This window comes from Belnapia sp. F-4-1, from assembly GCF_000802185.1.
In the GTDB taxonomy this organism is placed as follows: Bacteria; Pseudomonadota; Alphaproteobacteria; order Acetobacterales; family Acetobacteraceae; genus Belnapia.
In genome coordinates this window covers 1,449,446-1,469,725 of sequence record NZ_KN676113.1, presented here as the reverse complement: position 1 = coordinate 1,469,725, position 20,280 = coordinate 1,449,446, and the positions used below count along the sequence as shown (strand labels likewise).

At 72.5% G+C, this 20,280-nt stretch carries 18 protein-coding genes; 8 read left to right on the top strand and 10 right to left on the bottom strand.

What is annotated here, in order from left to right; all coding sequences use genetic code 11:
- Positions 1-13: 13 nt before the first annotated feature.
- Positions 14-733 carry a hypothetical protein gene (locus LH62_RS07125; RefSeq protein ID WP_043360221.1) on the bottom strand — a complete coding sequence of 240 codons (720 nt, stop codon included), beginning with the start codon at positions 731-733 and terminating at the stop codon, positions 14-16.
- Between LH62_RS07125 and LH62_RS07120 the strand changes: the two genes are divergently transcribed.
- From LH62_RS07120 to LH62_RS07100, 5 genes are all read left to right on the top strand, one after another.
- Positions 732-3,167, top strand: a complete 2,436-nt coding sequence (locus tag LH62_RS07120) for a heavy metal translocating P-type ATPase (RefSeq protein ID WP_255359984.1) — start codon at positions 732-734, stop codon at positions 3,165-3,167. The genes LH62_RS07125 and LH62_RS07120 overlap by 2 nt on opposite strands.
- Entirely contained in the window at positions 3,164-3,565 is a 402-nt protein-coding gene (locus LH62_RS07115) for a MerR family transcriptional regulator (RefSeq protein WP_043360220.1), read from the top strand. Before LH62_RS07120 ends, LH62_RS07115 begins: the two co-directional genes overlap by 4 nt.
- Positions 3,559-3,759 carry a heavy-metal-associated domain-containing protein gene (locus LH62_RS07110; protein WP_043360219.1) on the top strand — a complete coding sequence of 67 codons (201 nt, stop codon included), beginning with the start codon at positions 3,559-3,561 and terminating at the stop codon, positions 3,757-3,759. Before LH62_RS07115 ends, LH62_RS07110 begins: the two co-directional genes overlap by 7 nt.
- 31 nt (positions 3,760-3,790) lie before the next feature.
- On the top strand, positions 3,791-4,792 hold the full coding sequence (gene trpS / locus LH62_RS07105) for a tryptophan--tRNA ligase (RefSeq protein ID WP_043360218.1): 1,002 nt from the start codon (positions 3,791-3,793) through the stop codon (positions 4,790-4,792).
- Positions 4,793-4,868: 76 nt separating this feature from the next.
- Positions 4,869-5,456: an ABC transporter substrate-binding protein gene (locus tag LH62_RS07100; protein WP_043360217.1), complete on the top strand. Its 588-nt coding sequence runs from the start codon at positions 4,869-4,871 to the stop codon at positions 5,454-5,456.
- On the opposite strand, the gene LH62_RS07095 is transcribed toward LH62_RS07100, so the two are convergent.
- Genes LH62_RS07095 through LH62_RS07085 form a run of 3 tightly spaced genes read right to left on the bottom strand, consistent with a single transcriptional unit; the run spans position 5,457 to position 10,943 of the window.
- Positions 5,457-6,647, bottom strand: a complete 1,191-nt coding sequence (locus LH62_RS07095) for a TolC family protein (protein ID WP_052213841.1) — start codon at positions 6,645-6,647, stop codon at positions 5,457-5,459.
- 8 nt (positions 6,648-6,655) lie between these two features.
- Complete coding sequence (locus tag LH62_RS07090) at positions 6,656-9,802, bottom strand: efflux RND transporter permease subunit (RefSeq protein WP_043360216.1); 3,147 nt, start codon at positions 9,800-9,802, stop codon at positions 6,656-6,658.
- A 7-nt stretch (positions 9,803-9,809) separates the two neighbouring features.
- Entirely contained in the window at positions 9,810-10,943 is a 1,134-nt protein-coding gene (locus LH62_RS07085; RefSeq protein ID WP_144404410.1) for an efflux RND transporter periplasmic adaptor subunit, read from the bottom strand.
- Between the two features lie 227 nt (positions 10,944-11,170).
- On the opposite strand from LH62_RS07085, the gene LH62_RS07080 reads away from it, so the two are divergent.
- The gene (locus tag LH62_RS07080) at positions 11,171-11,917 is read left to right on the top strand and encodes an SDR family NAD(P)-dependent oxidoreductase (RefSeq protein WP_043360215.1); all 747 of its coding nucleotides are present in this window, start codon (positions 11,171-11,173) and stop codon (positions 11,915-11,917) included.
- Here LH62_RS07080 and LH62_RS07075 read toward each other — a convergent pair whose 3' ends face one another.
- The 4 genes from LH62_RS07075 to hpnI are packed head-to-tail and all read right to left on the bottom strand — an operon-like array spanning position 11,918 to position 16,303.
- Positions 11,918-12,883, bottom strand: a complete 966-nt coding sequence (locus LH62_RS07075; RefSeq protein WP_043360213.1) for a lysylphosphatidylglycerol synthase domain-containing protein — start codon at positions 12,881-12,883, stop codon at positions 11,918-11,920. It lies immediately after the preceding gene.
- Positions 12,880-13,680, bottom strand: a complete 801-nt coding sequence (gene hpnK, locus LH62_RS07070; RefSeq protein ID WP_043360211.1) for a hopanoid biosynthesis-associated protein HpnK — start codon at positions 13,678-13,680, stop codon at positions 12,880-12,882. Before hpnK ends, LH62_RS07075 begins: the two co-directional genes overlap by 4 nt.
- Positions 13,681-13,718: 38 nt before the next feature.
- Entirely contained in the window at positions 13,719-15,161 is a 1,443-nt protein-coding gene (hpnJ, locus tag LH62_RS07065; protein ID WP_043360209.1) for a hopanoid biosynthesis associated radical SAM protein HpnJ, read from the bottom strand.
- An 8-nt stretch (positions 15,162-15,169) separates the two neighbouring features.
- On the bottom strand, positions 15,170-16,303 hold the full coding sequence (gene hpnI, locus LH62_RS07060) for a bacteriohopanetetrol glucosamine biosynthesis glycosyltransferase HpnI (protein ID WP_043360207.1): 1,134 nt from the start codon (positions 16,301-16,303) through the stop codon (positions 15,170-15,172).
- 77 nt (positions 16,304-16,380) lie between these two features.
- Here hpnI and LH62_RS07055 point away from each other — a divergent pair, with 77 nt between their 5' ends.
- The gene (locus tag LH62_RS07055) at positions 16,381-17,169 is read left to right on the top strand and encodes a VacJ family lipoprotein (protein ID WP_052213838.1); all 789 of its coding nucleotides are present in this window, start codon (positions 16,381-16,383) and stop codon (positions 17,167-17,169) included.
- On the opposite strand, the gene LH62_RS07050 is transcribed toward LH62_RS07055, so the two are convergent.
- Both LH62_RS07050 and LH62_RS07045 read right to left on the bottom strand, forming a co-directional pair.
- A complete protein-coding gene (locus LH62_RS07050) occupies positions 17,166-18,785 on the bottom strand; it encodes a GMC family oxidoreductase (protein ID WP_043360205.1) in 1,620 nt (539 codons plus the stop codon). The two genes, LH62_RS07055 and LH62_RS07050, sit on opposite strands and share 4 nt — an antisense overlap.
- Positions 18,782-19,732, bottom strand: a complete 951-nt coding sequence (locus LH62_RS07045) for a LysR family transcriptional regulator (RefSeq protein ID WP_052213835.1) — start codon at positions 19,730-19,732, stop codon at positions 18,782-18,784. The genes LH62_RS07050 and LH62_RS07045 overlap by 4 nt, the downstream gene beginning before the upstream one ends.
- Positions 19,733-19,848: 116 nt before the next feature.
- Between LH62_RS07045 and LH62_RS07040 the strand changes: the two genes are divergently transcribed.
- Complete coding sequence (locus tag LH62_RS07040; RefSeq protein ID WP_043360203.1) at positions 19,849-20,277, top strand: DoxX family protein; 429 nt, start codon at positions 19,849-19,851, stop codon at positions 20,275-20,277.
- Positions 20,278-20,280: the final 3 nt, after the last annotated feature.

Genomic DNA, 20,280 nt, shown 5'->3' with positions numbered 1-20,280 from the left:
GGGCGGGACGGAGTCAATCGCCCGGTGCATGGCGCCGCAGCGCCTCGGCCAGCGCCGCGACCATCGCCGCGGCTGCGGCCGCCCCGCGCGCGCCCATCGGCTGCGGCACCGCCTGCCAGCGGCCGGGAAAGGTGGCATCCAGCTCCGCCCGCAGCACCTTGGCGACGCCGAGGCCGATCACCACCACGCCCGCCGGGTCGAGGGCCGGCAGCACCACGCCATGATGCAGCCGCCAGCTCTCGCGCAGCGCCGCCGCATAGGCGGCCGGCGACACCCGTGCCCCGCCCGGCCCGGCGACCGCCACCAGCGATGCATCGGTCAGCCAGACCCCACGCCGTCGCAGCCGCTGCAGCAGGCCGAGCTTGGCGGCGAGCCGCGCCTCCACCGCCGGAAAGGCTGCGCGGGTCGGTGCCGTGCTGCCCTCCGCCGCGGAGAGCAGGCCCCAGTATTGCGGCGTCCCGGCGTTGCGGGCCACCTCGGGCGCCAGCGAAGGCTCGCCATAGGCCGGACAATAGAGATGCCGCACGAAGCCGGCCGGCATCGGCCAGCCCGGCGCCGGCAGGAGCGGTGCCGCCAGCTCCGCCGCCGAGCCCGCCATATGGCTCTCGGCGAGGAGCAGCAGGCGAAGACGCTCCGGCCGCCAGGCCTGGCGCCAGGCCTCGACGGCGATGGCAACCTCTGGCGGTTCCAGCCCTTGACCCTCCCATTGTGGGAAGCTCCATATCTCCGCCATGCCCGAAGCGCCCCTCCCTGCCGACCCCAAGATCCGTCCCGACACGACACCGGCGATGAACCGGCGGGGGATTGCTCGCCCCAGCGAGGAAGACGCCGCAGGGACGGAAAAGACCCGCCCGGTTGCGCCGCAAGCCCTCGGCCTGCCCGTTGCCGGCATGACCTGCGCCACCTGCGCCGGGCGCGTGGAGCGAGCCCTCGGCCGCGTGCCGGGCGTCACCTCGGCCCGGGTCAACCTGACGACGGAGCGGGTTGCCGTCGAGGGCACGGCGCCGCTTCCGGCGCTGATCGAGGCGGTGGAGAAGGCGGGCTACGCCGTGCCCGAGGCGCGCTTCGACCTCGGCATTGCCGGCATGACCTGCGCGACCTGCGCCGGGCGGGTGGAACGCGCCCTTCGCCGCCTCCCTGGCGTGCTGGAGGCGCAGGTGAACCTCGCCTCCGAGCGCGCCATGGTCCGCGCCGTGGCCGGGGTCGAGGAAGCGGCGCTGGCGGCGGCCATCCAGCGGGCGGGCTACACCCTGCGCGAAAGCACGCCGGAGGTCCGGGCGGCCGAAGGCGGGCGGGAGCGCCGGGACCTGCTGCTGGCCGCGCTGCTCAGCCTGCCTTTCTTCCTGGGCATGATCGGCATGGCCTTCGGCCGGGACTGGATGCCGGGTGGCTGGGTGCAGCTCGCCCTCGCCGCGCCGGTGCAGTTCTGGCTCGGCGCCCGCTTCTACCGGGCGGGATGGGCGGCGCTGCGGGCCGGCACGGGCAACATGGACCTGCTGGTGGCGCTCGGCACCAGCGCGGCCTTCGGGCTCTCGCTCTGGGGGCTGCTGCGCGGCTGGCACCACCTCTATTTCGAGGCGAGCGCGGTCGTCATCCTCTTCATCCTGCTCGGCAAGTACCTGGAGGCCCGCGCCCGCCGCGCGACCGGCGCGGCGATCGAGGCGCTGCTGGCGCTCCGCCCGCGCGATGCCCGGCGGCTCTCGGGTGGCGCCGAGGAGGAGGTGCCGGCGGCGGCGCTCGTCCTCGGCGACCGCGTGGTGGTGCGGCCGGGCGAGCGCATCCCGGCCGATGGGCGCATCGAGGCGGGCGAGGCCGGCATCGACGAGAGCGCGCTCACCGGCGAGAGCCGGTCCGTGGCACGTGGCCCGGGCGATGCGGTCTCGACCGGCACCATCGCCCTCGACGGACGGCTGGTGGTGGAGGTCCGCGCGGTCGGCGCCGAAACCGTGCTCGCCCGCACCGCCGCCCTGGTCGCCGCCGCCCAGGCCAGCCGCGCCCCGGTGCAGCGGCTGGTGGACCGGGTGAGCGCCGCCTTCGTCCCCGCCGTCATCGGCATCGCCACCCTGACGCTGGTCGGCTGGCTGCTGGCGGGCGCCGGGGCCGAGGCCGCCGTGCTGCGCGCCACCGCCGTGCTGGTCATCGCCTGCCCCTGCGCCCTCGGCCTCGCCACGCCTGCGGCCATCATGGCGGGAACGGGCGCGGCGGCGCGGGCCGGCATCCTCATCCGCGATGCGGAGGCGATCGAGCGGGCAGGGACCATCACCCTCGTCGCCTTCGACAAGACCGGCACGCTGACCGAGGGCCGCCCGCGCCTCGCCGCCATCGCCACCGCACCGGGCGTAACGGAGGCCGAGACGCTGCGCCTTGCCGGCGCGCTCCAGGCCGGCAGCGAGCACCCGCTGGCCCGCGCCGTGCTCGACCGCGCCGGGCCCAACTTGCCCCAGGTCGCCGACTTCCGCGCGCTCCCCGGCCGCGGCGTCGCCGGCACCGTCGAGGACCGTGCCCTGCTGCTCGGCAGCCCGCGCCTGCTGGCCGAGAGCGGCGCCGACCCCTCCGGCCTCGCCGCGCCCGCAAGGATGACGCCGGCCTGGCTGATCGAGGGCCAGCGCGCCCTCGCCCTGCTCGCCTTCGAGGACACCGAGCGTTCGGGCGCCGCCGGGGCCGTCGCCGGCCTCGCCCGCATGGGCGCGAAGACCGCCATGCTGAGCGGCGACAGCCCCGATGTCGCCGCCGCCGTCGCCGCCCGCCTCGGCATCACGGAGGCCGCCGCCGGCCTGCTCCCCGCCGACAAGGCCGGCCGCATCGCCGCCTGGCGCACGGCGGGCGAGCGCGTCGCCATGGTCGGCGACGGGGTGAACGACGCCCCGGCGCTCGCCGCCGCCGATCTCGGCATCGCCATGGGCTCCGGCACCGACATCGCCATCCAGGCCGCCGGCATCACCCTGCTGCGGCCCGACCCGGCCCTGGTGCCGGCGGCGCTGGCAGTGACGCGGCGGACGCTCCGCACCATCCGGCAGAATCTCGGCTGGGCCTTCGGCTACAACCTGATCGGCCTGCCGCTGGCCGCGGCCGGCCTGCTCTCCCCCATGCTGGCCGGGGCGGCGATGGCCTTCTCCTCCGTCTCGGTGCTGGCCAACGCCCTGCTCCTGGCGAGGTGGCGCCCATGACCGCCAGCATCGGCGAGGCCGCCCGCGCCTCCGGCGTCTCGGAGAAGATGATCCGCCACTACGAGGCGATCGGCCTGCTCCGCCCCGCCCGCGAGGCGAACGGCTACCGCCGCTACGCCGAGGCCGACATCGCCGTGCTGCGCTTCATCCGCCATGCCCGCGACCTCGCCTTCCCGCTGGAGGAGGTGCGCCGCCTCCTCGCCCTCTGGCAGGACCGGGGCCGGGCCAGCGCCGAGGTTCGCGCCATCGCCCTCACCCATGTCGCCGCGCTGGAGGAGAAGGCCGACAGCCTCCGCCGCATGGCCGAGAGCCTCCGTCACCTGGCCGCGCATTGCCACGGCGATGCCCGGCCCGATTGCCCCATCCTCGATGGGCTGGAAGGAAAGCACCCATGTTGACCCTGCATGTCGAAGGCATGAGCTGCGGCCATTGCGTCCGCGCCGTGACCGAGGCCATCCGCACGCTGGACCCGAAGGCGGAGGTCGCCATCGACCTCGCCACCGGCACCGTCCGGGCCGAGACCGGGGCGGCGCCCGCCGCCGTCACCGCCGCCGTGGAGGAAGAGGGCTACAAGGTCACAGCCGCCGCTTGACCTGCGGGGCCGGCGGGTGGATCAACCGGCCATGCAGCGCGTCTTCTCCGGCATCCAGCCCTCCGGCATCCCGACCCTCGGCAATTACCTGGGCGCCATCCGCAATTGGGTGCCGCTGCAGGACACGCATGACGCGATCTATTGCGTCGTCGACCTGCACGCCATCACCGTCTGGCAGGACCCCAAGGAGCTGGCGGCCCAGACGCGGGAGATGGCCGCGGCGCTGATCGCCTGCGGGCTCGATCCCAAGCGCTGCATCCTCTTCATCCAGAGCCATGTTCACGCCCATGCCCGGCTGGCCTGGATCTTCAACTGCGTTGCCCGGCTCGGCTGGCTGAACCGGATGACCCAGTTCAAGGACAAGGCCGGCAAGGACCGCGAGGCCGCCTCCTCCGGCCTTTATGTCTATCCGAACCTGATGGCCGCCGACATCCTGGCCTACAAGGCGACGCTGGTGCCGGTCGGCGACGACCAGAAGCAGCACCTGGAGCTCGCCAACGACATCGCCGAGAAGTTCAACCACGACTTCTCCGCCGAGGGCTTCTTCCCGCGCATCGAGCCGCTGATCCAGGGCGTCGCCGCCCGCGTCATGTCGCTCCGCGACGGCACGAAGAAGATGTCGAAGTCCGACCCCTCCGACCAATCGCGCATCAACCTGACCGACGACGCCGACGCCATCGCCCTCAAGGTCCGCCGCGCCCGCACCGACCCGGAGCCGCTGCCCGATTCAGTGGCCGGGCTCGAGGGCCGCGCCGAGGCGCGCAATCTGGTCGGCATCCTCGCCGCCATCACCGGCACCACGCCCGACGGCGTGCTGCGCGAGCATGGCGGGAAGGGCTTCGGCGCTTTCAAGGAAGTGCTGGCCGAGGCGCTGGTCGCCCATCTCTCGCCGATCCAGGCCGAGATGCGCCGCCTGTTGGACGACCCGGCCTCGCTCGACGCGGCCCTTCGCCTGGGCGCCGACCGCGCCGCCGCCATCGCCGACCCCATCGTCACCGAGGCGGAGCGGATCGTCGGCTTCCTGCCGCGGTAAGGCTCCCTCGATAACGGCCGATGTGATCCCGGCCCCGGATCGCGGGCCGGGGCCGGCCCATGCTAGAGGGCGGCGCATGAACAGCATCGCCCGCCGCACCCTGCTCGCCGCGCTTGCGGCCCTTTCCATTGCCCCCGCCGCCCGGGCGCAGACGGCGCCGATCGAACGGCTGAACGCCGCCCTGCTCGACGTGATGAGGAACGCCCGCAGCCTCGGCGTCCGCGGGCGGGAGCAGCGCCTCCGGCCGGTGATGGAGCAGGTCTTCAACCTGCCGGCCATGGCCCGCATCGCCGTCGGCCCGCCCTGGACCACCTTCTCCCCGGCCGACCAGCAGGCGCTGGTGGCGGCCTTCAGCGACTGGTCCATCGCCACCTATGCCAACCGCTTCGACGGCTATGGCGGCGAGAGCTTCGAGATCGAGGGCAGCACGCCGCGCCCCAACGGCGACGTGCTGGTCAACACGCGGATCGTCCGCCCGAACGACTCGCCGGTGCAGATCAACTACCTGCTGCGCGAAAGCCGCATCGTCGATGTCTACCTGACCGGCACGATCAGCGAGCTGGCCAGCCGCCGCTCCGAATTCGCGGGGTTGCTCCGCGACGGTGGGGCGCAGCGGCTGGTGGCCGAGCTGCGGCAGCGCACGGCCACCGCCCTGCGGGGTTGATCACAGCCCCGGCGCATACCCCACCGCCTGGTTGAGCCGCGACCGCGCCCGGCCGAGCTGCACCGAGGCCCGCGCCTCCGCTCCGGCCGCTTCCAGCTGAAGCTGCCGCACCCGGTAGAGGTCGAAGATGCCCGTCTCGCCGGCGCGAAAGGCCCGGCGCGCGGTATCGAGCTGCTGGTCGGCAATGGAGAGGCGCTGGCGGGCGATGCGGAAGGCTTCCTCCGCCGCGCGCAGCGCCTGCTCGGCCGCGAGCACCCCCGCCCGCACCAGCCGCTGCTGCTGGGTGAGCACCGCCGTGGCACGGGTGATCTCCGCCTCGGCCGCGGCACGGCGTGGGGCGTTGCGCGCCTCGGTCGCCAGCGGCAGGCGGAGGCGGAGGCCGAGCGAGACGCCCTGCTCCGTCACGTTGCCGTTCTGGCTCTGGCCGAATACGCCCAGTTCCGGGTTGTCGCGCGGCGTCGCCGCCACCAGCCGGGCCTCCGCCTCGGCGCGGGCGAGGCTCGCCTCGGCGGCGGCCAGCAACGGGTGGCGCGCCGTACGCGGCGCCGGCGACTCCGTCGGCAGGTCGGGCTCGGCGCCGCCGGTCAACGTGGCGTAGACAGCGCGGGCGGCGACCAGCGCGGCATCGGCATCGGCCAGCGCCAGTTCCGCCGCCAGCGTCTCGTTCTGCGCCAGCAGGCTGTCGGAGGGCGGGATGTCGCCGAGCTGGGCGCGGCGGGCCACGTCGCGGGCGATGTCGCGCGCCGTGGCCAGCCGGTCGCGGGCGAGGCGCTGGTCGCGTGCCGCCAGCACCGCGTTCCACCAGTATTCGCGCAGCAGCGTGGCCAGTTCCAGCCGGCGCTGCGCGATCTGCCGTTCCACCTCGGTGACGCCTGTCGCCACGGCATTGCCGAGGGCGCTGCGCTGGCCGGGCAGCCAGATCGGGGCGCCCACTTCCAGGTCGAATTGCAGCGCCTCGCGCGGCCCGCGCGTATCGGTGCGCCAGGCGCCGCTGACGGCGGGCGAGCCGGCGATGGGCGAGCGCACCGTGGCACTCCGCGCCGCCACCGCCCCGCGCTGGGCGGCAAGGCCGCGGCTGGCGGCATCGAGCGAGACCGCCTGGTCAAGATGCCGGGCAAGGAGCGAGTCGCCCTGCGCCTCGGCCGCAATCGGCGCGAGCAGGAGGGCGAGCAGAAGCAGGATCGGACGCATTGGCGGCATCACTCGGCAGGCACTGGCTTGGCGCCGGCCGGGGGCGCTGTTCTGGCGGCTGGTGCCGCTTCGGCCTCGGCCTTCGGCAGGGCGAAGCGGGCGTAGAGGATCGGCAGCAGCACCAGCGTCAGCACCGTCGCCGTGACCAGGCCCCCGATGACGACCACGGCCAGCGGCTGCTGGATCTCCGCCCCCGGCCCGGTGGCGAAGAGAAAGGGGACAAGGCCGAAGGCGGCGATGGTGGCGGTAAGGATCACCGGTGTCATCCGCCGCTTCGCTCCCTCGCGCACCGCATCGGCCAGCGCCAGCCCCTCCTCGGCGATCAGCCGGTTGATGTAGGAGACCAGCACCACGCCGTTCAGCACGGCGATGCCGATCAGCGCGATGAAGCCGACCGAGGCGGGCACCGAGAGGAACTCGCCCGAGAGCCAGAGCGCCACCACGCCGCCGATCGCGGCGAAGGGCACGTTGCAGAAGACCAGCGCCGCCTGCCGCGCCGAGCCGAAGGTGAAGTAGAGCAGCAGGAAGATCATGCCGAGCGCGATGGGCACGACGATGGCGAGGCGGGCCGAGGCGCGCTGCTGGTTCTCGAACTGCCCGCCCCACTCCATCCGGTAGCCGGGCGGCAGCTCCACCCGCTGCGCGACCGCGGCCTGCGCCTCGGCGACGAAGCCGACCAGGTCCCGCCCTCGGACATTGGCAAGGATGGTGGCGTAGCGCTGGGTGCCCTCGCGAATCACCTGGATCGGCCCTTCCTCCTCGGTGATGCGCGCCACCTGGGAGAGCGCCACGGTGCGCCCGCCCGGCAGGGCAAGCACCAGCCGCTGCAGGTCGGTGGCCGAGCGGCGGAGGCTGCCCTCGCCGCGCAGCATCAGCGGGATGCGCCGCTCCTGCTCCAGCACCAGCCCCATGTCGCGCCCGTCCACCCAGACGCGCAGCGCCTGCTGCACGTCCCGCACGTTGAGGCCGAGGCGGCCGGCGGCGAAGCGGTCGATCTCGACGCGGAGATACTTCATCCCCTCGTTGCGCAGCGCAAAGACCTCCGAGGAGCCGGCGATGCCGCGCACCGTCTCCTCCACCTGGCGGGCGATCGTGTTCAGCTCGCCGATCGAGTAGCCGAAGACCTTCACCACCACGTCGCCGCGGGCGCCGATGATCATCTCCTGCACCCGCATGTCGATCGGCTGGTTGATGGCATAGGAGATGCCGGGGAAGGCATCGAGCACCTTGCGCACCTCATCGATGACGAAGTCGCGGTTCTTCTTGTCGCGCCACTCCTCGCGCGGGGCGATGTTGAGGAAGAGGTCGCTGTCGTTCAGCCCGACCGGGTCGATGCCCAGCTCGTCGGCACCGGCACGGCCCATGATGCCGCGCACCTCGGGCACGCGCTGCATGATCTCGCGCTGGAGCAGCAGGTCGGACTCGGCGGCCTGATCGACATTGACAGTCGGGTGCTTGCGCAGCGTGACGACCGGCGTGCCCTCGTCCATCACGGGCATGAAGGTGGAGCCGATGCGGCCGAACAGGAACACCGCGAGGCCCAGCCCGGCCAGCGCCGCGCCGCCCACCTTCAGCGGGTTCTTCATCGCCCAGGCGAGGAAGGGGTCGTAGACTGCGTGCAGCCGGCGGACGAGCCAGGGCTCCTTCGCGTGCCCTCCCGCCTTCAGCACCGAGGCGGCGAGCGCCGGAACGACGGTGAGCGAGAGCAGCAGCGCGGCGCAGAGGGCGAAGATGATGGTCAGCGCCACCGGGCCGAAGAGCCGCCCCTCCAGCCCCTGCAGCGAGAGCAGGGGGACGAAGACGGTGACGATGACGACCACGCCCGAGACCAGCGGTACCGCCACCTCCCGCACCGCCTCCAGCGTCGCCTGGCTGCGCGCCTTGAGGCCCGGCTTGCCCTCCATCCCGGCCAGGCGATGCGCCACGTTCTCGACCACCACCACGGCGCAGTCAACCAGCAGGCCGATGGCGATGGCGAGGCCGCCGAGCGACATGATGTTGGCCGAGAGGCCGTAGAGCGACATCACCCCGAAGGTCGAGAGCACCGAGAGCGGCAGGGCGAGCGAGACAACCAGCGCCGCGCGGAGGTTGCCGAGGAATAGGATCAGCAGCACGGTAACGAGGGCGATCGCCTCCAGCAGCACTTTCTGGACCGTCCAGACCGCCTTCTCGATCAGGTCGTTGCGGTCGTAGAAGATATCGATCTTCACGCCCTCGGGCAGCGTCTTCTGGATGTCGGCCAGCTTGGCGGTGACGCCGTTGACGACGGTGCGCGCATTGGCGCCGCGCAGGCCGAGCACGATGCCCCACACCGCCTCGCCTTCGCCGTTGCGGGTGACGACGCCGTTGCGCGCCAGCGCGCCGAAGCGGACATCGGCGATGTCGCCGACGCGCACCACGCCGGTCGGATGCGAGACGACGACGATGGCGCGGATATCCTCCAGCGTGCGGATGCGGCCCTCGGCGCGCACCAGCAGCGCCTCCTCGCCGTCCTGCACGCGGCCGGCGCCGTCGTTGCGGTTGTTCTGGCCCAGCACCTCGGCCAGCATGGCGGTGGTGATGCCGCGCGCCGCCATCGCCGCCGGATCGGGCGCCACCTCATAGGTGCGGACATGGCCGCCGAGGGTGTTGACGTCGGCGACGCCCGGCAGGCCGCGGAGCTGCGGCCGGATCACCCAGTCGAGCAGCGTGCGCCGCTGCATGGGCGAGAGCGTGCCGCCCTCCAGCGTGAACATCAGCATCTCGCCGAGCGGCGTGACGACCGGGGCAAGGCCGCCCGAGACGCCGTCGGGGAATTGCGATTCGAGGTCGTCGAGCCGCTGGTCCACCTGCGTACGCGCCCAGTAGATGTCGGTGCCGGGGGCGAATTCGAAAGTCATCAGCGCCGTCGCATAGCGCGTGATGGAGCGGATGTTGACGAGGCCGGGAATGCCCTTCATCGCCAGCTCGACCGGATTGGTCACCTGCGTCTCGAGCTCCTCCGGCGGCAGGCCGGGCGCCTGCATGGCGACCAGCACCTGGGTCGGGGAGACATCGGGGAAGGCGTCGATCGGCAGCTTGCGATAGGCGTTCACCCCCCAGGCGATCAGCCCGAGCGTGGCAAGCGCGACGATCAGCCGCTGGCTCAGGGCCAGCGCCACAAGGCGCATCAGCATGGTGCGGTCAGCCCCCGTAGATCTCGGTGAGTTCGGCCAGCAGCGAAAGGATGCCGCGTGTCGCCACTTGGTCCTCCGTGGTGAGGCTGGCACGGATGGAGACGGTGCTGGCGGTCTCCGCGATCACGACCACCGGCCGGGCGCGGAAGCCATGCGCGCTGCGGACGAAAACCCAGGACTGGCCGGCATGGCGCACCACGGCGCCGGAGGGCAGGCGCCATTGCGGCGTGCCGTTGGGGCGGAGCGCGACGCTCGCCGTCACCACCTGGCCGGGCCGCAGCGCCTCCGCCCCGTCCGAGACCTCGACCACGGCGGCGAGGGACTGGGTGGCGGAATCCACGGCGCGGCCGAGGCGGATGACCTCGCCCTGCGCCGGCGTCCCCGGCACGCCGACGCGGGTGCCGGGGGTGATCGCATTCGCCTGGGAGAGCGGCATCTGCAAGGTGATCCAGAGCGGGTCGAGCTGGGCGATGCTGAACAGCGGCGCGGCCGGGGCGATGCGCTCGCCGGCCGTGGCGCGGACCTCGAGCACCACGCCATCGGCCGGCGCGCTGACGGTGAGGGCCGGGACCATGCGGCGCTGGTCGCGGACGGCACGGATATCCGCCTCCGCCATGCCGAGCAGCGCCAGCATCTGCTCGCGCTCCTGCAAGGTGGTGCGGGCATAGTCGTGATCGGCGCGCGTCGTCAGCAGGCGGCGCTCGGCGATGATGCGCTCGCGGTGCATCTGCTCGTCGCGCCGCAGCTTCTCGGCGGCCAGCTTCTCGGCCGAGAGGGCCTGGAGATAGGTGCGCTGCGCCTCGAGCAGGTCCGTGCTGCGCAACCGGGCGATGGGCTGGCCTTCCTTCACCGGCTCGTTCGGCGCGACCAGGACGGCCTCCACCAGCCCCGCCGCCGGGGCGGCGACGACGCGCAACTGCTGCGGCGGCACGCTCACCGTGCCGGGCAGCATGGTCTGGGTGGTGCCTCCCTCGGCCTCGACGCGCACGACCTCGATGCCGGCGGCGCGGTATTGCCGCTCGTCGATCGGGATCTGCACCTCGTTCGGCGCAGGCTCCGCCCCATGCACTGGCAGCGGGGCCAGCAGCAACAGGGAGGAGAAGGCGCACGCGAGAAAAGGTGCGCCGAGGAGAATCCGCACGGTCTAAGGCCTCCGATGGGTCAGGAGGCGCATGGCTCAGCGCCCTTATTCGCACCAGCCGCCCAAGGCGATGGCACATCGGCTCAACAGGTGCCCATATGCATGGGAACATGCCACCTTGACGGTAGTCTACAGCGCCGGCCGACCCGGCGGAAGATGGACAAACCGTAAGACTTTTCAATCCCTGGCCGCATTGGCTGGCATCACGCCCCCGCGAAGGAGAAGGCATGATCGTTTTTGTCACCGGAGCCACGGCCGGATTCGGCCTCGCCATCGCACGCCGCTTCGCCGCCGACGGCGCCCGCATCATCGCCGCCGGCCGCCGGCAGGAACGGCTGGACGCGCTGGCCGCCGAGCTGCCCGGCCAGGTCCTGCCGCTCGCCCTCGACGTCGCCGACCGGGCGGCGGTGGAGGCGGCCATTGCCGGCCTCCCCGCCGAATGGGCCGCCATCGACCTGCTGGTGAACAATGCCGGCCTCGCGCGCGGCATCGCGCCGGCGCAGGAGGCCTCGCTCGACGACTGGGAGGCGATGCTCGACACCAACGTGAAGGGGGTGATGTACCTCACCCATGCCGTGCTGCCGGGCATGGTGAAGCGCAATGCCGGCCATGTCCTCAACATCGGCTCGACGGCGGCGGAATGGCCCTATCCCGGCGGCAACGTCTACGGCGCCACCAAGGCCTTCGTCCGCCAGTTCAGCTACAACCTCCGCGCCGACCTGCATGGGACCAAGGTGCGGGTGACGGATATCGAGCCGGGCCTCGTCGGCGGGACGGAGTTCTCCACCGTGCGCTTCGGCGGCGATGCCGAGAAGGCGGCCGGCGTCTATGCCGGGACCGACCCGCTGACGCCGGAGGATATCGCCGACATCGTGCATTGGGTGGCGACTCGCCCGGCGCGGGTGAACGTCAACCTGTTGCAGGTGATGCCGGTGGTGCAGAGCTTCGGCCCGCTCCGCGTCCACAAGGAGTAGTCAGGATGGCTGCGGCACCATCCGCCGCTCCATCCAGACCCAGGCCAGCAGCCCCGGCAGGAAGATGATGAGGTCCCTCAGGCGGCGGGCGATGGCGAGCGCCGCCGCAGCCTCCGCCGGCAGGCCGAGCAGGAGGCCGAGGCCGAGGAACCCGGCCTCCTGCAAGCCGAGCGCCCCAGGGACGAGGAAGGCGGCCGAGGAGAGCGCCTGGATCATCGCCTCGATCGCCACCGCCTCGGCGATGGAGACGGGGTAGCCGAGGGCGGTGAGGGCGATCCAGATCTCGAGCGACCCTGCCAGCCAGCCGGCGAGCTGCCAGAGGAAGCAGCCGGCGATCGCCCCGCGCACCCGCCAGATGCGCCGCGTCATCCGGTCGATCCGCGCCGAATGCGCCGCGATGCCGGGGAAGCGCCCGGCCGCCACCCCGTTCAGCAGCCGCGCGAGGCGGGAAAGGATGTCGGCCCGCTGTGCCAGGATGAAGCCGCCCGCCAGCGCCAGCCCGGCCAGCAGCCCGAGCCCGATGGCGCCCCAGCCGATGCCCGCCCCCGCCCAGGCCAGCAGCGCCAGGCCGAGCAGGGAGAAGGCAAGCTGGCTGAGGATGGAGAGCGCCATGTCCACCATCAGGCTCGCCGCCGCCGGTGCCACCGCGACGCCTTCGCCCCGCAGCAGCCGGTAGGAGGCGATCTCGCCCCCGATCCGCGCCACCGGCAGCAGCCCATTCACGGACTCGCGAATCCAGACATTGGCCGTCATCGCCCCGAGCCCTGGCCGGTGCGCCCGCGGCAGCAGCAGTCGCCAGGCATGGCCGTTGAGCGCCATCGACGGCACATGCGCCAGCGCCGCCAGCACCAGCCCGAACCCGGCCGTTGCCAGCAACCCGCCCACCTCGCTGAGGTCCTGCTGTCCGATCAGCAGCAGCGCCCCGGCCAGCCCGGCGACCGCGAGCAGGAGCCCGAGCCGGTTCACGCCAGCATCGCCGCATAGCCGCCGGTCACGAGCTCGGCGCAGGTGGCGCGAATCCGTGGATCGACCAATGCGGCAAGCTCCTCCGCATAGCGATAGCCGGGCGCCGCGCCGGGGAAGCCGCCCTCCGTCGCCGGATGGAAATACAGCTCCGTCACCCCCGGCGGCAGCCCGGCCAGCGCCCCCGCCAACCGCTCCGCGGTAAAGGCCCCCGTCCAGCCAAGCCCGACGACACGATCCGGCGCCCGCAGCCCATGCCGCGCGGCCAGCCGCCGCAGCCAGAGGATCAGCGCCGCCAGCGCCCGGCCCGCCCCCGGCTCATAGGGGATACGCACCGCCCGGACGCCCATGCGCGCCGCCTCGGCAAAGGCCACCGCCGCAATGACCGGATGCAGATGATAATGCTTATGCGCATTGAGATGGTCGCATTCGAGCCCCGTCGCCCGGAAGGCCGCGCATTGCGCCGCGATCTCCGCCCGCAACTGCGCCCGCGCGGCGCCGGAGACGGCGAGCGTCAGCCCAAGCCCCGCCATATCGTCGCGGAAGCGCCCATTCGCCTGAACAAGCGCCGGAATCCGCTCCGGCGGCAAGGTCGGCGTCCCGTCGGTCAGCGTCAGATGCAGCCCGACCGCCAGCCGCGGATTGCGCCGCGCCACCTCGATGCCCTCTTCGGCCGCCGGCTCCCCCACCATGAGGCTGGCCGCCGTCAGCACGCCCTCGCGGTGCGCCTGCTCGACCGCGGCATTCACCGGCCCGGCGAGGCCGAGATCGTCGGCGTTGAGGATGATGCGGGGACTCATGGCAGCCCCCCGGGCCCGAGGGCCCGGGGCGGTCCAGTTCAGGCGGCCTGCTGCTCCCCCGCCGTCTTCCGCTCGCGCAGGAAGTGGAAGAACTCCACGCCTTCGCGCAGGCGGCGCACCAGCATCTGCCGGTCGCGGATCATCTCGCCGCAGATCGAGGCGATCTTCGGCGCGCGGAAATAGAACTTCCGGTAGAAGTCCTCGACGCCGTTGAAGATCTCGGTATGGCTGAGATGCGGGTAGGCCAGCGGCGCGATCTGCACGCCATGCGCATCCACGTATTCCGTGTGCGCGGTGTCCAGCCACCCCTCCTTCTGCGCCTGGTCGAACAGGAAGGTCCCCGGATAGGGCGCCGCGAGCGAGACCTGCAGGGTATGCGGGTTGGTCTCGATGGCGAATTGGATGGTCTCGCGGATGGTTTCCGTCGTCTCGCCTGGCAGGCCGAGGATGAAGGTGCCGTGGATCATGATGCCGAGCTCGTGGCAGTCCTTGGTGAACCGCTTGGCGACGTCGATCCGCATGCCCTTCTTGATGTTGTGCAGGATCTGCTGGTTGCCGCTCTCGTAGCCGACGAGGAGCAGGCGCAGCCCGCCATCCTTCAGCACCTTCAATGTTTCACGGGGAACATTCGCCTTGGCGTTGCAGGACCAGGTGACGCCGAGCTTGCCCATCTCGCGCGCGATCGCCTCGGCGCGCGGCAGGTCGTCGGTGAAGGTGTCGTCGTCGAAGAAGATTTCCTTCAGCCCCGGGAAATTGTCCCGGATGTAGCGGATCTCCTCGATGACGTTGCCGACGCTCCGCGTGCGGTAGCGGTGCCCGCCCACCGTTTGCGGCCAGAGGCAGAAGGTGCAGCGGCTCTTGCAGCCCCGGCCCGTGTAGATCGAGACATAGGGGTGCTTCAGGTAGCCGATGAAGTACTTCTTGTAGTCGAGGTCGCGCTTGTAGATCGGCGAGACGAAGGGGAGGCTGTCCATGTCCTCCAGCACCGGCCGGTCGGCGTTGTGGACCAGCACGCCCTGGCTGTTGCGCCAGGACAGGCCCTTGATCGAGGCCCAGTCGCGCCCCTCGGCCACGTCCTTCACGGTGAAGTCGAACTCGTTGCGCGCGACGAAGTCCACCACCGGCGCGTCGCGCAAGGATTCCTCGGCCTGAACGGCGACCTTGGCGCCGATCAGCCCGACCTTGAGGTTTGGGTTCTCGGCCTTCAGCCGCTCCGCCACCTTCACGTCGGAGCTGAAGGAGGGCGTCGAGGTATGCAGCACGACCATGTCATGGTCGCGCGCCATCGGCGCCACATCCGCCAGGCTCTGCCGGTGCGGCGGCGCATCGACCAGCTTCGAGCCCTCGACCAGCGCGGCCGGCTGGGCGAGCCAGGTCGGGAACCAGAAGCTCTTGATCTCGCGCCGGGCCTGGTAGCGCGAGCCGGCGCCGCCGTCGAAACCGTCGAACGAGGGAGCCTGGAGGAACAGGGTACGCATCATCGCCGGAATCAATCCCCAACCCGCGCCTCGGCCATGCGGCCTTCGCGGTCCATCCGATATCGCTGGCCCTGCCACGTCACCGTGCCGCGGGCAAGCCCAACACCCCATATAGCGAAGGAGATCACGTCGCGCAGTGGCAGAAGTGCCAATCGTCCCATGCGCCAGGGTCGCCCCAGAACCCCGTCGGCCGTGAGGGCGAGGCCGAGCCGCGCCGCCAGCGCCACCCCCAGCACCACCAGCCCCCGCGGCGCCAGCAGCGCCGCCAGCAGCCCCGGCACCAGCGGATAGGTCAGCCCCATCCCCCAATAGCCGCGCGGGTCGAGCAGCCGCAGCGTCCGCGCCCAGCGCAGCTCATGGCCGAAGAGGGCAGGGAGGCTCGCCTCCGCCTGGACATGCAGCGGCAGCACCGGCGCCACCACCACCCGGAGCCCGAGCCGCCGCACGGCCGCGCCGAGAGCATGATCATCCGCCAGCAGCCCGGCCAGCGCCCGGAAGCCGCCGATCCGCTCCAGCGTCTCCGCCCTGAGCGCCATGGTCGCCCCATAGCAGCCATCGGCCCGCCCCATCGCCTCGCCGAGCGCCGCATTCGGCAGGAATTGCCAATCGATTCCGAGCGCGCCCAGCCGCGACCACAGCCCCGGCTCCGCCGGCTCGCCCTGGTAGAGGCAGGTGACGAGCCCGACCGTGGGGTCCGCCAGCGGCGCCGTCACCGCGGTCAGCCAGTGCGGCGGCACCCGCATATCGGCATCCGCCACGACCAGCACCGGGTGCTCGGCCCGCTCGGCCAAGTTGACGAGCTGCGACACCTTGCGGTTCGGCCCATGGATGCGCGGATCGACCACCAGCCGCGCCGGAACATCCGGCCGATCCGCCATGGCCGCCTCCGCCACCGGCCCGGCGCCATCGGCATCGCCGGGGATGGCGAAGAGCACCTCGAAGGGCGCCGCATGCGACTGGTCGAGCGTCGAGAGCAGGTTCTCCCGCAGCCCCGGCTCCGCCCCATGCAGCGGCTTCAGGATGCTTGCGGGCAGGGCAGGGCCGGCGGACGGCGCGGTCCGGCCGAGGCGACGCAGCGCGCGTGCCCCCATCACCGCCGTCACCGCGCCGGCCAGCGCCGGGATGGCAAGCAGCAGATCAAGCACGCGCGGGGTGCCGCGATGCGGGGTGCCGCGCGCTCCCGCTTTGCGTTAGCGTCGCCTTCCCCCTGCCGGTTGGTCCCATGCGCCGTATAGCCCCCTTCCTCGTCCTGCTTTTCGCCGCCTGCGCCCAGCAGGGCGACGGGCGGCAGGTCGTCGCCTCCAGCGGCCGCACCGCCACCGATGCCACCGGCACGGCCCCGCCGGTGACGGTGACGGCGCCGACCGACCCGACCGACCCCTACGAGGCGACCAACCGCCGGGTCCTCGACTTCAACTTCGCCGTGGATGACGCGGCGATCCGCCCGGCCGCGGTCTTCTACCGCAACTCGGTCGGCAACTGGACCCGCACGCGCATCCGCAACGTGCTGAACAACCTGAACGAACCGGCCGTCGCCGCCAACAGCCTGCTGCAGGGCCGGCCCCTGGAATCGGCGCAGACCGTGCTGCGCTTCGTCTTCAACAGCACGGCCGGGCTCGGCGGTATGTTCGACCTCGCCCAGATCGGCGGGCCGCCGCGGCTGGAGCGAGATTTCGGCCAGACGCTCCATACCTGGGGCCTGCCGGACGGGCCCTACCTGATGGTGCCGGTCCTCGGCCCTTCCAACCCGCGCGAACTGACCGGCTCGGTCGTCAACGGCTTCATGAACCCGCTCAGCTACGTCATCCCGTTCGGGGCCAATATCGGCCGCGGCGCGGTGGGGGGGCTCGACACGCGGGAGCAGAATATCGAGACGCTGGACGAGATCCGCAACGGCTCGCTCGACAGCTATGCGCGGCTGCGCAGCCTCTGGCAGCAGCACCGCAATGCCGAGCTCGGCCGCACCTCGGCCAGTTCGATCGAGGTGCTGGACGACCCGGGCGCGAACTAAGCGCCCCGGATCAGGTCTGCCGCCTTCTCGGCGACGCTCAGCACCGTCGCGTTGATGTTGCAGACCGGGATGTCCGGGAAGACCGAGGCATCGACGACACGCAGCCCCTCGACCCCTCGCAGCCGGAGCTGCGGATCGAGCGGCGCCTCCGGGTCCACCCCCATCCGCACCGTCCCGCAGGGGTGATAGACCGTGCCGCCGGTGGCGCGGGCGAAGTCGAGCAGGTCCGCATCGCCCTCCGCAACCGGCCCCGGCCGCGCCTCGCCGGCGACGATGCCCGCCAGCGGCGCCGCCGCCATCCACCGCCGCGCCAGGCGCAGCCCGCGCAGCACGCAGGCCCGGTCCCCCTCCGTCGCCAGGTAGCGCGGGGCGATGCGCGGCGCCACGGCCGGATCGGGCGAGGCGAGGCTGACGCTGCCCCGGCTCTCCGGCCGGCACTGCCAGACGCCGATGGTCATCCCCGGGGCCGCCTCGGGCGTGCCAATGGCAAGCCCCGGCCAGCGCCCCTTGCCGGGTACTTCGGCCCAGGACAACGGCCCCCCGTTGATCTGGATGTCCGGTGCCTCCAGCCCCGCCGCCGTGCGGGCGAAGAGCGAGAACATCCCCGGCGACCAGGTCAGCACCCCCGTCCCGCGGACCGCCCAGCGCATCGCCTCGATCGGCAGCCGCCAGCCATGGATGCGCCGGTTGGCCGACCAGCGATGCGAGGCCAGCCGGTATCCGAGCCGGATGATGTAGTGGTCCTGGAGATTGACCCCCACCCCCGGCATGTCCCGCAGCACCGGGATGCCGAGGCCCTGCAACGCCTCCCCCGGCCCGATCCCCGAGAGCATCAGCAACTGCGGCGAGCCGATCGCCCCCGCCGAGAGCACGACCTCCCGCCGCGCCTCCACCACCTGCTCTACCCCGCCGCGGCGGATGGCAACCCCCGTCGCCCGCCCCTCGGCGACGACGACCCGCAGCGCCATCGTCTCGTCGATCACCGTGAGGTTCGGCCGCCGGAGCGCCGGATGCAGGTAGGCCCGCGCCGCGGAGATGCGCCGCCGCCCCCGCCTGGTCTGCTGGAACTCGGAGAAGCCCTCCCGCACCGGCCCGTTCATATCCGGCTGCACCGGCAGGCCGATCGCCCGCGCCGCCTCCGCCAGATGGTCGAGCAGGGGAGGGCGGTCGGCCAGCGCCTCTACCCTCTGCGGCCCCTCTGTCCCACGCCCCTCGCCCCCGCCCGCATAAGCCTCGTGCCGCTGGAAGTAGGGCAGCAGATCCTCCCACCCCCAGCCGGTGCAGCCCTTCTGCGCCCAGAGGTCGTAGTCGGACGGGTGCCCCCGCACATGCCCCAGCCCGTTGATCGAGGAGGAGCCGCCCCAGACCCGCCCGCGCGGATAGTCGAGCGCCCGGCTGGCCGTCCCCGGATCAGGCTCCGTCCGATACCCCCAGGTCAGCCGCGGATGCCCAAGGATGCGCGCATAGCCCGCCGGGATGTGGATATAGGGATGCCGGTCCCGCCCCCCGGCCTCGACCAGCGCGACGGTCGCCCGCCCGTCCTCGGAGAGCCGCGCCGCCAGCACGCAGCCGGCGCTGCCGCCACCGACGATGACGTAGTCGAAGGGTCCCGTCATTCCATCAGCTCCGGCCCGGTCTGCAACCCGGAGGGCGGCTCCACCCCCCGCGCCACCGCCAGCACCAGCCGCCGCATCCAGGCATGCCCCGCATCCGCCTCGAAGCGTCGGTGGAAGAGCAGCGAGAGGCGGGTATGCCGCGGCGCCACCGGAGGGTCGCGCAGCGCCAGCCCATGCGTCTCCGCCAAGCGGACGGCGAGGCGGGAGGACAAGGTCATGATCATCTCCGTCCGCAGCAGGATGTCCGGCACCGCCGCGAGATGCGCGACCACCGCGCCGAGCCGCCGCGTATGGCCGATCTCCGCCAGCATCTCGTCGATCGCCCCGCTGCGCGAGCCGTTCGGCGAGTGCAGCAGGTGGGGCACGCTGGTGAAGCGCTCCACCGTCAACTCGCCCTCGGCCAGCGGATGGTCTGCCCGCATCAGCGTGCAGAACCCCTCCGGCAACAGCCGCAGCCGCGTATAGAGGGCCGGCGGCTCCGGCAGCACGCCGACCGCCATGACGGCGCCGTCGCCCTCCAGCAGCGCCTCCCAGTTCGTCCGGTCGGCATGGCTGATGGCGAGCAGCGCATGCGGCGCCTCCTCCGCCATGCGGGCGAGCAGCGGCGGCGCCAGCACGGCTTCGGCATATTCGCTGAGGGCCAGCGGAAAGACGCGGTCGGTGGCCGCCGGGTTGAAGGGCGCCTGCGCCGAGATCGCCGCGCCGATCCGGTCGAGCGCATCCGCCACCGGCCCGGCCAGGCTGAGGGCGAGCGCTGTCGGCTCCACCCCGCCCGGGCGGCGGAGGAACAACTCGTCCCCCAGCGCATGCCGCAGCCGCGCCAGCGCATTGGAAACCGCCGGCTGAGAGAGGTTCAGCCGCTCCGCCGCGCGGGTGACGTGACGCTCGCGCGCGACGGCGTCGAAGACGCGTAGCAGGTTGAGGTCCAGGCTGCCGAGTCCGGCCATTCACGCCCCGTATCATTCACCGGCGTGATGATGGACGTTCCGTCCCCGCGTTGGAAGCGGGGGTGGGGGCGCGGCACCTTCCCGGCATCGCAGAACCCCTCCGTGGAGACAGACCGATGTCCGAAACCGCCGCCACCACGCCTTATGCCGCCGCCCTGCTGCGCATCGCGCAGGGCGTCATGTTCCTCGCCCATGGCGCCGTGCTGAAGCTCGGCACCTTCGGCCTCGCGGGGACGATGGGCTACTTCGCCAGCATCGGCTACCCGGCCGCGCTCGGCGCCGTCGTCATCGCCGCCGAGATCCTGGGCGGCCTCGCCCTCATCGCCGGCCTCGCCACCCGCTGGGTGAGCCTCGCCCTGGTGCCGCTGATGCTCGGCGCGATGCTGCAGCACACCGGCAATGGCTGGGTGTTCAGCGCGCCGGGCGGCGGCTGGGAATTCCCCGCCTTCTGGACGGTGGCGCTGCTGGTCCAGGCTGGGCTCGGCGCCGGCGCCTGGGCGCTGGACGGCGCCCGCCTCGCCGGGCGGCGCCCCGCCATCGCCTGAGGC